The organism is Ruegeria sp. AK4, from assembly GCF_056541025.1.
On record NZ_JBQFXS010000006.1, the window covers coordinates 77417 to 92105 of the forward strand.

The window sequence follows — 14689 nt, forward strand, 5'->3', positions numbered from 1 at the left end:
GGCTTAGTGGCAGGGGAAACCGGTCGCGTGGCGCACATCGTGGGCGGCGTCATGCAGGCCGGATGCCTGAACATGGCCGGTCAGGGTGATCACCCCAAAACCCAGAGCCACGGCGAACAGTACCGGCAGGAGACCTGTCTTGGCGGCAGAAGCCGTTTGCGTTTGTGTTGTCATTTCTTGTCCTCCAAAGCCGCCGCACCCGACGGCTGGTGTTTCATTTGTCGCCTGGCAGGTCTCCTGGCTTGCGGGTCGGTGCCTCTGTTCGCCTTCCCCCCGAGTGATCGGGAGTGGCTGGTTGAACAGGGGCTCACCGCTTACAGTCGCGGGGGCGGCTTTGGCTTGGGCTTCTGGCGAAACCGCACCAAATTCCCTCTTAGCATCCGGAAGTCTCCGGCGGGACCAGACGCATTCATTTAGCCGCGATGTCTGGGGCGGCGCAATCGCCATTTGCGACCTTTTGCGTCAGATCCCGCGCTTTTTCAGCAAATAGATATCCATGATCCAGCCATGATCGGCGCGGGCCCGGGCGCGGGTGTCGAGTATCCGCTGTGCGACCTCGGCCAGCGGGCCGCGGATCAGGATTTCCTCTTTCATGCCAACATAGGCACCCCACCAGATATCGTAATCTGCCATCTCGAGGCTTTGGAACGAGCATTCGCCATCCAGCATCACGGCCACTTTCGATCCTGCCTCGGGCCAGCCCTCATCCCGGATGCGCCGCCCGGTGGTGACAACATAGGGCGCACCAATATCGTTGATCGGGATCGCATGAGCGGCAGTCAGCGCCTGCAAAGCGGTGATGCCGGGGATTACCTTTGTCGAAGGGTGCGGGTCCAGCCGCGACGCGATTCGCAAAGAACTGTCATAGAGCGACGGATCGCCCCAGATCAGCAGCGCGACGCTGCGCGCCTCGGGATGCTCCGCGATCGCCTCTTGCCAGCGCAGGGCGATGGCGTCGTGCCACTCATCCACGCCGCGCAGGTAGCCATCCTCGGAACGGCGTTTGGGAATGTCGAAATAGGCGATGTTGGGGGGCGTCTCGGACACCTGCGCGATGATTTCCTCACGCAGTCCGGCCAGATCGGCCTTATTCTCACCTTTGCGCGGGATCAGGATCAGGTCCGCCGCACGGATCGCCTTCGCGCCCTGAAATGTCACGTGATCAGGATTGCCCGTGCCGATGCCGATCAGGGTCAGGTCATACATCGTCGAACTCTGCCAGCGGGCCGTACAGGATCAGGGCCGGGGCGGTTCCGATCTCGGACTGCAACTGGTCTGACAGCGCGCCGATGGTGGAGCGCTGCAGGGATTGCTCGGGCGTCGAAACCGACTCGGCCATCAGCGCGGGCGTGTCCAACGGCAGACCGTGGGCATGCAGCGCCTCGACCAGCAAAGGGAAGGTGCGTTTGCCCATGAACACAACCGTCGTCGCGCCGGGGTCGGCGAGGGCGGGCAGGTTCAGGTCCTTTGGCAGCTTGCCGCTGACATCGTGGCCGGTGACGAACTGCACCCGCCGCGCGGTCAGGCGGCGGGTCAGCGGAATGCCTGCCGCGGCAGCCGCCGCAACGGCTGAGGGGATGCCCGGAATGATCTCATATTCGATCCCGGCGGCGCGCAGGGCCACCAGCTCTTCCTCAAGCCGTCCGAACAACCCGCCATCGCCCGATTTCAGCCGCACGACACGCTGCCCGGTCTGGGCGTATTCCACCAGCAACCGGCTGACATGATCCTGCTTGGGTGAGGGGCGACCGGCCCGTTTGCCGACGCCGACCAGATCGGCATCGTCGCGCGCATGGGTCAGGATCGGGCCGCTGCTCAGATCGTCAAACAGCACCGCATCGGCCTTTTGCATCCGATCGACGGCCTTCAGCGTCAATAGCTCGGGGTCGCCGGGACCGGAACCGATGAACGACACGAACCCGCTCATGCCGAGGCCTCGGCGATCAGGTGAAAGAACGTGCCAGTCACATTGCCACGGACCGAGCCGGTTTGCGGCCCTTCGGTCCCCTCGGCGTCAAACACCCGCGCCAATGGGGCATCCGGCTGGTCGATGATCGAGGAATAATGGAACTCATGCCCCCGCAACGCGGTGCCTGCCGCAAGGCCCGGCATCGGGGCCAGCAATTCTGCCCGCCGATAGCCGAGGTTGAACTTGCGCTTTTCATAAGATGTCACAAGGCCCAGAAGCCCGGCCATCGCGTGCCGGGTGCCGTCCTTGTCGATTAGCCCTTCGCCCAAGGCCATATAGCCACCGCATTCGCCGTGTACGGGTTTGGTTTCGGCGTGTTTGCGCAGCCCGGTCAGAAAGGTCTCGGCTGCGGCCAATTTTCCGGCATGCAGTTCCGGGTAGCCACCGGGCAACCAGACCAGATCGGCGTCCGTGGCCGGAGCCTCGTCCGCCAAGGGCGAAAACGGCAGAATGTCCGCCCCGGCTGCGCGCCAGCCTTCCAGCAAATGCGGATAGGTAAATGAAAACGCCTCATCCCGAGCCAAGGCGATCCGCTGGGCCGGAGGCCGCGGCAGCGCGGCTGACGATGGCCCAACAGGGCCTGAGGAGGCCGCCCGCTTGATCGCCTCAAGGTCCACATGTTCGCGCAGAAACGCCGCATATCCGGCAATGGCGCTTTCCAGATCGGGATGTTCGACCGCCTGTATCAGGCCCAGATGGCGTTCCGGAAGCGTCAGATCGCCCCGGCGCGGCAGCACGCCCAGAACCGGCAAGCCTGCGCGTTCCATCCCCAACCGGGTCAGGCGTTCGTGACGCGGGCTGGCGCAGCGGTTCAGGATCACACCTGCAAAAGGCAGGTCCGGGTTATACATCCGAAACCCCAGCGCCGTTGCCGCAGCCGATTGCGCCTGTCCGCCCACATCCAGAACCAGCACCACCGGCCAGCCCATGCGTAACGCGGTCTCGGCGCTGGAGCCGTGCCCCAGCTCTCCGGGCTTTGCGACGCCATCAAACAGACCCATCGAACCCTCGGCGACCACAATATCCGCGCCCCGGGCCTGCACTGAAATCGCGCCCAGCAAAGGCTCACCCATCGCCCAACTGTCCAGATTGAACGAGGCCCGCCCCGCCGCCGCCCGGTGAAAGGCCGGGTCAATATAGTCCGGGCCGCTTTTGAACGGCTGCACGGTCAGGCCATCCTCGGCCAGGGCGCGCAGCAGGCCCAGCATGACTGTCGTTTTCCCGGTGCCGGACGAAGGGGCCGAGATCAGAACGCCCGGAGGATTCGCCATCACCTCAGTCATCGCCATGGCTCCAGCTTGACCATGGACTGTCCGCGCTTTGCGGGCGGTAACGGCGGTCGTAGGTTTTGGAATAGAGGCAGCTTTCGTCGAACCCCTCACCGGCCAGCGCAGGGCCGACCATGATCAGGGCGGTGCGCGAGATACTGTCGTCCAGCGCCTCTTTCAGAGTGGCCAGCGTTGCGCGAATGACCCGCTCATCCGGCCAACTGGCGCGGTAGACCACCGCGACCGGGCAGTCCGCGCCATAGGCCGGAGTCAGATCGGCGATCACCTTGTCCAGATTGCCGATCGACAGATGGATCGCCAGTGTCGCTCCGGTTTTGGCGAAATTCTCCAGCGTCTCACCCTCGGGCATTGACGAGGCGCGCCCCGGCGTTCTGGTCAGAACCACCGACTGCGCGAGGCCGGGCAGGGTCAGTTCGGCGCCCAGCGTTGCCGCAGCCGCCGCAAAGGAGGGCACGCCGGGGGTGACGCTGACGGGAATACCCATCTCTTTCAGCCGCCGAATCTGCTCGCCCATCGCAGACCACACCGACAGGTCACCGGAATGCAGGCGCGCAACGTCTTGGCCTGCGTCATGGGCGGCTTTGATCTCGGCCATGATCTGATCCAGATCCATAGGCGCAGTGTTGACGATTTTTGCGCCATCAGGGCAATGGCCCAGAATCTCATCCGGCACCAGCGAACCGGCATACAGGCATACCGGGCAGGCGGCGATGATATCGCGCCCGCGTAAGGTCAGCAGGTCGGCGGCGCCGGGTCCGGCGCCGATGAAATGAACGGTCATGTCTGTCCTCCGATGGCGACGGCGCAGGTGGCAAGCCGGTCGTCCGAAATCTGTCTGGGGGTAAGCAGCCGGGCACCGGGTCCGGCGGCAGCAAGGGCGGATGCTTCGGCCACGCTGCCAGTGCCATGGGTGGCGCGGCTGCGGGGCGAGCAGGTGAGCGTGCGCTGCCCGGCCAGATCGCCCGGCGCGACATAGTGCAGGGGCAGGGCGGCACCTTCGGCGAAGGCGGCAAGACCGGCGTGGCCCCGCTTGTCGGCCACGGTGGCCAGCGCGTCCACCTGATGCCCTGCGCAGGCCAGATCAAACGCCGCCCGCAGGCTGTTGGCGGTGGCCGCCGAGGAAAATCCGAGCCCGGCGACGATCATAGGTTCACGCTCCACTGAACAACCGGGTAAGCGGATTTCCAGCCGCGCCGAGGGCCAAGCGGGGCCGAATGCGCCAGTTCGATGCGCAGCAGGTCACCGCCCAGTTTGTCTTGCCATTGCGCCAGCAAGACTTCGCTTTCCAGCGTTACCGCATTTGCAACAAGCCGGGTGCATGCGGGCAGGTTGGTGTGCAGCCAGCCCAGCAAATCCGTACTCAGCCCGCCGCCGATGAAAACCACATCCGGCAAGGGCAGACCGGGCAGCGCATCGGGCGCGGTGCCGTGCACGACATCCAGCCGATCCTGTCCCAGCGCGTCGGCATTGCGGCGGATACGATCCGCACGCTCTGCCAGCGGTTCGATGGTTGTTGCTGTCAGGGTCGAGTCGCACATCAGCCATTCGATACTGATCGAGCCGGTGCCGCCGCCGATATCCCACAGATGCTCCCCCCGCCTCGGGGCGAGCGCCGACAGGGTCAGCGCGCGGATCGGGCGTTTGGTGATCTGGCCGTCGGTCTCAAAAATCTCGTCAGGCTTGCCCGAGGCCTTGGGCACAGGCCGCCCGCTGCCCCGGACCTCAAGCCCGACGCAGACGGGGTGCGCGAACGTTCCCAACAGGGCCTCGGTCAGCGACACGCTGCGCGTATGTTCGCGCGGTCCGCCGAGGGCTTCCATGACGTGCAGCGCGCTGTCGGTAAAGCCGGTCTCGGTCAGATAGGTTGCAAGCTCGGCCACGGCTTTGCCATCGCGCAGCAGCAAAATGGCGTGCAGGCCCGGGGACAGGTGCGGTCGCAGCCGCGTCAGGGGGGCAGCGTGCAACCCGAAGGTCAGCGTGGTTTCAAGCGGCCAGCCCAACCGGGCCGCGGCCAGCGAAAAGGTGGACTGCCCGGGCAGGGCGCTCCACTCGGCGGCATCGAAGTTGCGCGCGATAACAGACCCTGCGCCGAACCAGAACGGATCGCCCGACGCCAGCACCACAGTCCGCCGCCCCCGCAACCCTGTCAGGATGGGCAGGCCATCAGCAAAGGGAACGGGCCATTCGATGCGCTCCGCCTCGCCTTCGGGGATCAGCGACAGGTGGCGGGGCGGACCCATGATGACCTCGGCCCGGTCCAGCACTTGACGGCTTGCAGGCGACAGGCCATCAAGCCCATCTTCGCCCAAACCCAGAACGGTCAGCCACGGAGCTTCACGCATGTCTCACCTCCTGATCCTTGGTGGCACGACCGAGGCCAATGCCTTTGCCCGGGCTGTGGCAGAGCGCGGTGTAGCGGCGACCTATTCCTACGCGGGTCGGGTCGACACTCCGCGCGCGCAACCCGTTCCGGTGCGGGTCGGCGGCTTTGGCGGGGTCGACGGGCTGGCCCGCCATATCAGCGAGCACCAGATTACCCATGTGATCGACGCAACGCACCCCTTCGCCGCGCAGATGAGCCGCAACGCGGTTCAGGCCTGCCGCCAAACAGGTGTGCCGCTGGCTGCGTTGACCCGGCCGCGCTGGGTCGCGCAGCGGGGTGACGATTGGCAGCACGTCCCCGATATCGCAGCGGCGGTGCAGGCGCTGGCCGGTGCGCCGCGCCGCGTGCTTCTGGCCGTGGGTCGGATGCATCTTGAGGATTTCGCGGCCCAGCCCCAACACCACTATCTGTTGCGGCTGGTGGATGAGCCAACCGCTCTGCCCTTGCCGGACTGCGAGGTCGTTGTTTCGCGCGGCCCGTTCACCGAGGCCGGGGATCGCGCGCTGATGCAGAGCCACGGAACGCAACTGGTCGTGTCCAAGAACGCGGGCGGGACCGGTGCGCGCGCCAAGCTGGACGCGGCGCGGGCGTTGGGTACACCGGTGCTCATGATCGACCGCCCGGCAGTGCCGCTGCGGACCGAACTGGAAAGCGTGGCGCAGGTTCTGGACTGGCTCGCTCATTCCGGTGTGAACCTCGGGGTATAGACGATCGGGGGACCATCGCGCTCGATCACCCGGGTCAGGGATGAGCCGACGATGACGACCGTCTGCATGTCGGCCATATCGGGTGTCGCCTCGGCCAGCGTTGAAATCCGGATCGCCTCATCCGCGCGCGAGACCGCGCGGGCGAACAGGATCAGCCGTTCGGGTTCACATTCCTCACGCAGGATTTCCAGCGTTTTTACAAAGCCTTCCGGGCGGGACTTCGAGCGCGGGTTGTAGAATCCCATGGCAAAATCACCCTGCGCCGCCAGTCGCAGGCGTTTTTCGATCAAGGCCCAGGGCTTGAGATTGTCGCTGAGGTTGATGGCGCAGAAATCATGCCCCAAGGGCGCCCCGGCCCGGGCCGACGCCGCCAGCATCGCGGTGATCCCCGGCAGCACGTCAATGGGAATGTCGCGCCATTCAAGCGGCCCGTTTTCCAGCGCTTCGAACACCGCGGCGGCCATGGCGAACACACCGGGATCGCCCGAGGACACCACCACCACACGCTTGCCCTCGGCTGCCATCTGCAGTGCGTGTTGCGACCGGTCGATTTCAACCCGGTTGTCGCTGGCGTGCAGGGTCAGCCCTTCGCGTTCGGCCACGCGGGCGACATAGGGGATGTAGCCTACAACGTCGGTTGCCTCGGCCAAAGCGGCGGTCACTTCGGGCGTCACAAGGGCTTCGTCACCCGGCCCCAGCCCTGCGATTTTGACCCAGCCAGTCATGGCCGCCGCCCTTGCCCGTGGACGAGAATGATCGAGAAATACGGGGTGATCTTGTCACAGGCGTCGGACAGTTTGGTCACCGTCTGGTTCGGCATCTGCGCGAATTCCACAATCCACGCGCGGTCATACAGACCTGCGGTTTTCAGTGCGCGCTTTACCTTGTCGATATTGCGCCCGATTTTCATCACCACCAACGCATCGGTTTGGGCCATACGCTCAGCCAGCGTGTCCTCGGGCAAGGTGCCAACCAGCACCGTCAGTACGTCGTCGCCCCAGGTGATCGGATCGCCAGTTGCTGTCCACGCGCCGGACATGCCGGTGATGGCGGGTACAACCTCCACATCAGCATCATCCCGCAAGCGATTGTAAAGATGCATGAAAGAGCCGTAGAAAAACGGATCACCCTCGCACAGCACCACCACATCTTCACCCTGCGCGGCAAGCGCTTTCAGATGTGCGGCGCAGTCCTTATAGAAGGCCGAGAGAAGCTCGTTATAGCGTGGATCGGTCAGGGGTATTTCGGTTGTCACCGGGTATTCCATCGGGAATTCCACCGCGCCTTCGGGGATCATCCCATTAACGATCTTGCGCGCCTGACCGCTGCGGCCCGGTTTGCGGAAGAACGCCACATGCCGCGCGTTGCGCAGCAGGCGGTCGGCCCGGACGCTCATCAGGTCCGGATCGCCGGGGCCGAGGCCCACGCCGTATATCTTACCCGCGCTCATTCGGCGCGGCTCGCGATGGCGTTGATGGCGGCGACGGTGATGGCGCTGCCGCCCAGACGGCCCTTGACGATGCACGAAGGCACCGGCTGCGCCGCCCACAGCGCATCCTTGGATTCGACCGCGCCGACGAAGCCCACCGGGCAGCCGATGATCGCGGCGGGGCGCGGGCAGGCGGGGTCTTCCAGCATGTTAAGCAGGTGGAAAAGGGCGGTGGGTGCATTGCCGATGGCAACGACAGCGCCCGCCAGATGCGGGCGCCACAGCTCCAGCGCGGCGGCAGAACGCGTGTTGCTCATCTCAGCGGCCAGGGGGCGTACGCGTTCGTCATGCAGGGTACAGATCACCTCATTCTCGGCAGGCAGGCGGAACCGGGTCACGCCTTCGCTGACCATACGCGCGTCGCACAGGATCGGCGCGCCGCTTTCCAGCGCGCTGCGGGCAGCCGTGACAAAACCGGGCGAGAAATGCACGAACTCTTCCAGCCCGACCATTCCGGCGGCATGGATCATACGGACGGCGACCTGTTCCTCGTCTGAGTCAAACCGGGCAAGATCGGCCTCGGACCGGATCGTGGCAAAGCTTTGTTTATAGATCGCCGCGCCATCGGTTTCGTATTCATAGGGCATCAGGTGAAGTCCATGGTCATGAGTGTTTCGGTGGTCAGGCCGCGCTGGCAGGGCTCATCCCCTGCGCGGCCTTGTTTGACAAGATCAAATCGTCCGTTGTCGCCGACCAGAGTGACATCGGCAGGCCCCATCCGCGCGCACCCTTTGGCGCAGCCCGAGACATGCAGGCTGCCGGTCACCAATGGGGCCAGGGCACGGGCAACATCGCGCGTTTCCACCTGCGCCTGCGGGCAGTATGGCGCGCCGGGGCAGGCGTCGGTGGTCATCAGCGGGTCGGTGCCATCCGTGACAAAACCCGGGGCAGGTATCGCCGACCCGCCTTCCAGCAAGAAGAGCCGCCACGGGGTGACCCGCAGGGCGGATGCGCCGCTGGTCTTGATCAGGTCCTGCAACGGGCGCGCGGGCAGTTGGCCGAAGGCTGCGCCGTACAGCGTTCCCAGATCGGAAGCACCGGGTTGTGGTGTTGCGCCAATTACTCCGGGCGCGCTGCCTTGCCATGTTTCAGGCAATCCTTCTGCGGCCACCACCCGTGCCATGCGGCGTTTTTCGGGGGTGAAATGCGCGGCGAACCAGCCTGCCAGAGCGATCACCTGATTGATGGCCTCTGCCTCGGTCACCGCCCGTCCGGTCTCGGCCCCGTCGGCGCGCAGGATTAGGCCGTCCGGGCCGCGCTCCAACCGGAGATCCGCCGAATCCGACGCCAGCAGGCGCTCAGAGCCGGTATCGATGGCAAAGCCGAACTTGGCGGGAAGGCTGGGCAGTTCGCTCAGCCGGTCGATCAGCTCCTGCGTTAACCGCGCGGTCAGATCCCCCGCCCGATACAATGGTGAGACCAGAATGTTGCGGCGCACTTCAATGCCGGGCTCGGCATCCAAAAGGTTCAGCGCGGCCAGTTCCGACAGCAGGGCCTGATGATCCGCCTCGGCCACGCCCCTCAATTGCAGATTGGCCCGGTTTGTCAGATCGATGGTGCCATTGCCGAACCGCTCGGCCAGTTCACACAGCCCCACCGCCTGCGCCGCACTCAGACGCGCCAGACGAGGGCGCACCCGCACCACCAATCCGTCGCCCGACATCATCGGCCGGTGGGCTCCGGGGCACCAACCCTGAACGACCGGTTTTGAAGAGGCGGCGCTCATCCCAGCCCCTCCAGATCGGCGCGGATCGAGTTCCTGCGGGTCTCCCACAGCCCCGCCTCGAGCAGGGCGCGGAACCGGTCCTGCATGGCCTGATGCGCTTGCGGATTGGCCTCATGCAGGAAGGCATCGACATGCGGATCACCCAGCGTGGCATCATGGTAGAGGTCGAACAGATGCGGCGCGACCGTGCCCGACAGATGCGCGAATGAGGCCATGTGATCCAAAGTCGCCGCGATCTCGGCGGCACCCCGGAATCCGTGCCGCTGCATCCCCGCGATCCAGCCCGGATTGGCAGCGCGGGCATGGACCACGCGGCTGATTTCCTCGGGCAGGGTGCGGGCGCGCGGGGTGTCGGGGTTGGTGTTGTCCAGATGGTAGAGCTGCGCCTTGCCGCCGGTCACCGTCTTGGCGGCGGCAAAACCGGCCTCATGCGTGGCGTAGTCGTTGGCCAGCAGCAGATCGGTCTCGGTCAGGTCCTGCAGGTGCACAAAGCTGTCGGCCATTGCGACGCGCTGGGTGATGCCGTCCTTGTCCTGCGCGATATGCTCGCCTTCCAGCGCGAAGGAACTGGCATCCAGCCACGCTTCACCGGCCTGCGCGCGGGCTTCATCGGTATAGATTTCGGACAGTTGCGTCATGTTCACGCCATAGCTGCCCGGGGCGGGGCCATAGACGCGCGCGGCAGGTTTCTGACCGGCATAGGGGTTCCAGTCCGGTGCCTCATCCCGGGCCGACAATGCCCGAACGGCCTGACCGAAAAGCGCCGACAGCGTCGGGAACACATCGCGGAACAGGCCTGAGACGCGCAGCGTCACGTCCAGACGCGGGCGGCTGAGGTCGGTGATCGGCAGCACCTCGATGCCCGACACCCGTTCGGACCCTTTATCCCAGACCGGTTTTACCCCCAGCAGATGCAGCGCCATGGCGAATTCTTCGCCTGCGGTGCGCATGGTGGCCGAGCCCCAAAGGTCAACGATCAGCCCCTTGGGGTAGTCGCCCTCTTCCTGCAAGTGGCGGCGCACCAGTTCCTCGGCCAGTTTCACGCCTTGCGCATAGGCGGCGCGGGTCGGGACCGAGCGCGGGTCGGTGGTATAGAGGTTGCGTCCGGTGGGCAGCACATCCGAGCGGCCCCGGTACGGGGAGCCCGACGGCCCGGCCTCGATCCGTTTCCCCGCCAGCGCGTCGATCAGGGCGCTGCGTTCGGCATGGGCCGAGGGGGCGGGGTCGAAAGTGCCGGTGACCTCGGGCACGCGGCCAAAGACATGCAGCCCGTCGCCGAACTGGCTTTCCTTGATATCGCAGACAAAGCGGTCGATGCGGGTAATCGCTTCAGCCGTACAGGTGGCCTGATCCAGACCCAGATCGCTTTCCAGACCGATGGCCTGCGCCTCATCCCGGATGTCTTCCTGCAGCCGGTCGCGGCGCTTTGGGTCCAGACCGTCGGCGTTCGAGAATTCGTCCAGCAGAGATTCCAGCCGCACCATCCGGTCCGGGGTGCCGCTTTCCTTCATCGGGGGCGGGATGTGGCCCAGCGTGACGGCCCCGATCCGGCGCTTGGCCTGCGCGGCTTCGCCGGGATCGTTGACGATGAAGGGGTAGATGACGGGCAGGTCGCGGATCAGCGCCTCGGGCCAGCATTCATGGGACAGAGCGACGGATTTGCCCGGCAGCCATTCCAGCGTGCCATGCGCGCCGATATGGATCAGCGCATCCGCGCGCAGGCCTTTGCGCAGCCAGAGGTAAAAGGCGACATAGCTGTGGCGTGGGGTGCGCGACAGGTCGTGGTAGTCATCGTCCCGCAGCTCGGGCGTGCCGCGTTCGGGTTGCAGGGCGACCAGAGCGTTGCCCCGGCGCATGGCGGTGAAGTGGAATGCGCCGTCGGTGAAAGAGGGGTCGTCTTCCGGTTCGCCCCAGACGGTTTGCAGATCGGTCCGCAATTTCTCGGGCAGGTCCGCCAGCGCGGTCAGGTAATCGTCCAGCGGCCATGAGGGGCGGGCGTCCAGAAGTGTCTCGGCGATCGGCTCAGCCGGGGCCGAATCATAGCCCTCAGCCTGTAAATCAGACAGCATCGCCTCAGCCGAGGCCAGCGCATCGAGACCCACCGCATGAGCCATCTGCCAGTCCTTGCCGGGATAGGTGGACAGCACCAGCGCCGGGACCTGATCCGCCTTGGGCTTGTCATGCAGTGTCAGCCAACCGGTGACGCGGTCGATGATGGCTTCGATCCGTTCGGGTTCGGCCCTGTGGGCAAAGCGGGAATATTCCAGATGCGGGTCGCGTTTGCCCGGTTCCTTGAACGACGCGATGCCTGCCGAGATGCGCCCGTCCACCTCGGGCAGCACCACATGCATGGCGAGGTCGGCGGGGGACAGCCCGCGTTCCGCCTCGGCCCAGGCTTTGCGGCGCGAGGTGGCGAGGGCGACCTGAAACACCGGGACATTCGCGGCGTCCAGAGGCGAAGTGCCCGACGCGCCTTTGCCCGAGAAAGAGGTGGCGTTGATGATCGCCGAGGGCTCAAGGGTAGCCATCTGCTCGCGTAGCCAGTCGGCCGCTGCGGGGGCTTTCAGCGAGGGGGCAAAAAGACCCACGGCCTCGAACCCGCGTTCTCGCAGCCTGCGAATCAAAGCGGCGACCGGGGCGGTGTCGGCTGAGGTCAAATAGGCGCGGTAGAAGGTCACGAGGATGCGTTTGCCATCCCCGTCGAACGCGGTATCCACCGGGATCACGCCGCGATCCGGGCACCATGCGCCGCAATCGGGGATGGTTTTCGCCCCCATCACCGGCCCGGCATACAGCCCCGCCGCCAGCGCCATCTGAGCCAGTGCCGCCTGCGCCGCAACCTCTCCGCCGGTGTCGCACAGATGCGCCAGCCGCCGCAGGGTCGAGACGGGCAGGGTGGAATACTCATCCAGCCGTGTATCCTCACGCCCATCGGCGGGCAAGACAGCCAGCGCAATGCCTTTGGTCTGCGCCAGCGCCAGAACCTGCTGCAAGCCGTAGGACCAATAGGGAACGCCGCCGATCAAGCGGATCAGGATGCCCTTCGCGCCTTCCAGCGTCTGTTCCACATAGGTGTCGACAGACAGAGGGTGTTTCAGCGCTGTCAAGTTGGCCAGCCGCAAGGTCGGCATCCGCCCCTCGGGCCCGCCACCGCGATGCCAGCCTGCCGCGAAAGCGCCAAGGTCACTGTCCGAGAAGGACAGCACCACCAGATCCGCCGGGCTCTGGCCCAGATCGGTGGGGGTCTCGGTCTCTTCGAGCCCGTGGCTTTCGCGGAAGACGACGTGCATGGTTTACTCGGCGGCCTCTTTCAAGCCCACAAGGATATCGCGGATTTCGGCCTCTTTGATATCGTCATGCTCGGCGATCACCACAAGGCGCGAACGGCGCTCTACGCCCGGTTCCCACGGACGGTCATACTGATGACGGACGCGCGCACCGACGGCCTGAACCAACAGGCGCATCGGTTTGCCCTGAACAGCGGCGTAACCTTTGACCCGCAGGATGTTCAGCTCGGTCGCCAGACGTTCGATCCTGGCGACCAGATCGGCGGGGTCGGTCTGTTCGGGCAGTTCGACGATGATGCTTTCGAAATCGTCATGCTCGTGGTCGTCATGGCCGTCATGATGGCTGGGGCGGGCGTCCATGTCGTCTTCGGCTGCGGCCTCGAGGCCCAAAACGACGCGCACATCCACCACGCCCTCGGCGACTTCGACCACGGGCAGGGGGCGGGGGGCCTCGGCTGCGATGACTTCCTTGGCCTTCGCCACACCTTCCGGGCCAGCCAGATCGGGTTTGGTCAGCAGGATAATGTCGGCGCAGGAGATCTGATCCTCGAACACCTCGGACAGGGGCGTTTCGTGATCGATCGAGTCATCGGCCAGCCGCTGGGCATCCACCGCCTCGACATTCGGTGCAAAGCGACCGGCGGCGACGGCCTCGGCATCGGCCAGAGCGATCACGCCGTCCACAGTGATTTTCGAGCGGATATCGGGCCAGTCGAACGCTTTCAGCAGCGGTTTGGGCAGGGCGAGGCCGGAGGTTTCGATCAGGATATGTTCGGGCCGCGGCTCCAGCGCCATCAGCGCCTCGATGGTCGGAATGAAATCATCGGCCACGGTGCAGCATATGCAGCCGTTCGCCAGTTCCATAATGTTTTCGGCAGGGCAATCCGGGATGGCGCAGGATTTCAGGATATCGCCATCAACACCCACGTCGCCGAATTCGTTAACGACAACGGCCAAACGCTTGCCCTGCGGGTTCTGCATCAGGTGACGCACCAGCGTGGTCTTGCCCGAGCCCAGAAAGCCGGTGATCACGGTGACGGGAAGTTTTTCGAGATTGCTCATTTCAGGGCTCCAATCGGGGGAATGCGGGCCGCACAGTTTTTGCGGAAATGTTCGGGGCGCTCGCGCCATTTGACCAGACCGTCCTCGGTGGCGAGGTACTTGGTCGCGCCCTCGACGATCACGCCGACATGGTCGGTTTCGTTCAGATGCTCGTAGACAAAGGTCCAGCGATCCGGCCCGCCGCGCAGCACGATCGAACAGCCTTCATCACAATTCGACAGGCATTCGACGGCTTTCAGGGTAATGCCCTCGGGCAGGCCCGCCTGTTCCAGCGCCTTGTGCAGCAACGTGCCGGGCCGCTGTGCATCATCTTCGACAGGCAGGCCGCGGCGACAGGTCGTGCAAACCAGAAGTTCGACCGGAACGGTCTCGGTCATGTCTCTCATCCCCCCAAATCCTCTTCGTGGGGGACGGGGTTTCATGCGGGCCGATCAGAGCCCCACACCGGAACACCCCGTCCGGTTTCATCTTCGGGCGTTGGCAGGTCTCCCGGCTTGCGGATGTCAGAGCTCTCCTCTGTCGGATGTCCCGCCTTCCCGGCATTCGCCAGTGGCTTGGGCACCCTCTCCGGTCACGGTCGCGGGGGCGGCTGCGTTTGACGGAAAAACCCGCTGACGCATTCCCTTTTCATCTGCTGTCGCAGACACCAACGAAAGGGACATGCGGCAGCGGCGGCCCGCTTGTCAAGCGCAACGCGCCGATCCGTGAGGAAGCGGGTAAAAAGCGACCTGTCGGCGTCGCTGGGCGGCATGATCCGATCGCTGCGACGTGATCGCA

Annotated in this window: 15 protein-coding genes and 2 riboswitches; of the genes, 1 reads left to right on the top strand and 14 read right to left on the bottom strand. The window is 65.2% G+C overall.

The genetic code is table 11. From position 1 onward, the window contains the following. Positions 1-3: 3 nt before the first annotated feature. From ACR0EZ_RS12510 to cbiE, 7 genes are all read right to left on the bottom strand, one after another. Positions 4-174 carry a CbtB domain-containing protein gene (locus ACR0EZ_RS12510; protein WP_480613463.1) on the bottom strand — a complete coding sequence of 57 codons (171 nt, stop codon included), beginning with the start codon at positions 172-174 and terminating at the stop codon, positions 4-6. 36 nt (positions 175-210) lie between these two features. Beyond that, positions 211-419, bottom strand: a riboswitch (cobalamin riboswitch). A gap of 43 nt (positions 420-462) precedes the next feature. Continuing rightward, on the bottom strand, positions 463-1206 hold the full coding sequence (cobF, locus tag ACR0EZ_RS12515) for a precorrin-6A synthase (deacetylating) (RefSeq protein WP_480613465.1): 744 nt from the start codon (positions 1204-1206) through the stop codon (positions 463-465). Next, the gene (gene cobA, locus ACR0EZ_RS12520; protein ID WP_480613467.1) at positions 1199-1927 is read right to left on the bottom strand and encodes a uroporphyrinogen-III C-methyltransferase; all 729 of its coding nucleotides are present in this window, start codon (positions 1925-1927) and stop codon (positions 1199-1201) included. Before cobA ends, cobF begins: the two co-directional genes overlap by 8 nt. Then, positions 1924-3252, bottom strand: coding sequence for a cobyrinic acid a,c-diamide synthase CobB (locus ACR0EZ_RS12525; RefSeq protein ID WP_480613468.1), 1329 nt, complete (start codon positions 3250-3252; stop codon positions 1924-1926). Before ACR0EZ_RS12525 ends, cobA begins: the two co-directional genes overlap by 4 nt. Continuing rightward, on the bottom strand, positions 3245-4039 hold the full coding sequence (cobM, locus tag ACR0EZ_RS12530) for a precorrin-4 C(11)-methyltransferase (protein ID WP_480613470.1): 795 nt from the start codon (positions 4037-4039) through the stop codon (positions 3245-3247). Before cobM ends, ACR0EZ_RS12525 begins: the two co-directional genes overlap by 8 nt. Next, positions 4036-4404 carry a cobalamin biosynthesis protein gene (locus tag ACR0EZ_RS12535; protein ID WP_480613930.1) on the bottom strand — a complete coding sequence of 123 codons (369 nt, stop codon included), beginning with the start codon at positions 4402-4404 and terminating at the stop codon, positions 4036-4038. Before ACR0EZ_RS12535 ends, cobM begins: the two co-directional genes overlap by 4 nt. Beyond that, positions 4401-5600 carry a precorrin-6y C5,15-methyltransferase (decarboxylating) subunit CbiE gene (cbiE, locus tag ACR0EZ_RS12540; RefSeq protein ID WP_480613472.1) on the bottom strand — a complete coding sequence of 400 codons (1200 nt, stop codon included), beginning with the start codon at positions 5598-5600 and terminating at the stop codon, positions 4401-4403. The genes ACR0EZ_RS12535 and cbiE overlap by 4 nt, the downstream gene beginning before the upstream one ends. Between cbiE and ACR0EZ_RS12545 the strand changes: the two genes are divergently transcribed. Beyond that, positions 5599-6348: a cobalt-precorrin-6A reductase gene (locus ACR0EZ_RS12545; protein ID WP_480613474.1), complete on the top strand. Its 750-nt coding sequence runs from the start codon at positions 5599-5601 to the stop codon at positions 6346-6348. The genes cbiE and ACR0EZ_RS12545 overlap by 2 nt on opposite strands. Here the strand turns inward: ACR0EZ_RS12545 and cobJ are convergent. Genes cobJ through ACR0EZ_RS12580 form a run of 7 tightly spaced genes read right to left on the bottom strand, consistent with a single transcriptional unit; the run spans position 6321 to position 14289 of the window. After that, positions 6321-7073, bottom strand: a complete 753-nt coding sequence (cobJ, locus tag ACR0EZ_RS12550; RefSeq protein ID WP_480613476.1) for a precorrin-3B C(17)-methyltransferase — start codon at positions 7071-7073, stop codon at positions 6321-6323. The genes ACR0EZ_RS12545 and cobJ overlap by 28 nt on opposite strands. Further along, entirely contained in the window at positions 7070-7798 is a 729-nt protein-coding gene (locus ACR0EZ_RS12555) for a precorrin-2 C(20)-methyltransferase (RefSeq protein ID WP_480613478.1), read from the bottom strand. The genes cobJ and ACR0EZ_RS12555 overlap by 4 nt, the downstream gene beginning before the upstream one ends. Then, positions 7795-8424 (bottom strand): precorrin-8X methylmutase, encoded by a 630-nt coding sequence (locus tag ACR0EZ_RS12560; RefSeq protein ID WP_480613480.1) that lies wholly within the window; start codon positions 8422-8424, stop codon positions 7795-7797. The genes ACR0EZ_RS12555 and ACR0EZ_RS12560 overlap by 4 nt, the downstream gene beginning before the upstream one ends. Further along, on the bottom strand, positions 8424-9563 hold the full coding sequence (cobG, locus tag ACR0EZ_RS12565) for a precorrin-3B synthase (RefSeq protein ID WP_480613482.1): 1140 nt from the start codon (positions 9561-9563) through the stop codon (positions 8424-8426). Before cobG ends, ACR0EZ_RS12560 begins: the two co-directional genes overlap by 1 nt. Further along, on the bottom strand, positions 9560-12853 hold the full coding sequence (cobN, locus tag ACR0EZ_RS12570; protein WP_480613484.1) for a cobaltochelatase subunit CobN: 3294 nt from the start codon (positions 12851-12853) through the stop codon (positions 9560-9562). The genes cobG and cobN overlap by 4 nt, the downstream gene beginning before the upstream one ends. Positions 12854-12856: 3 nt before the next feature. Then, a complete protein-coding gene (gene cobW / locus ACR0EZ_RS12575) occupies positions 12857-13912 on the bottom strand; it encodes a cobalamin biosynthesis protein CobW (protein WP_480613485.1) in 1056 nt (351 codons plus the stop codon). After that, positions 13909-14289, bottom strand: a complete 381-nt coding sequence (locus ACR0EZ_RS12580) for a DUF1636 family protein (protein WP_480613487.1) — start codon at positions 14287-14289, stop codon at positions 13909-13911. The genes cobW and ACR0EZ_RS12580 overlap by 4 nt, the downstream gene beginning before the upstream one ends. An 85-nt stretch (positions 14290-14374) precedes the next feature. Further along, a riboswitch (cobalamin riboswitch) is annotated at positions 14375-14578 on the bottom strand. Between the last annotated feature and the right edge of the window lie 111 nt (positions 14579-14689).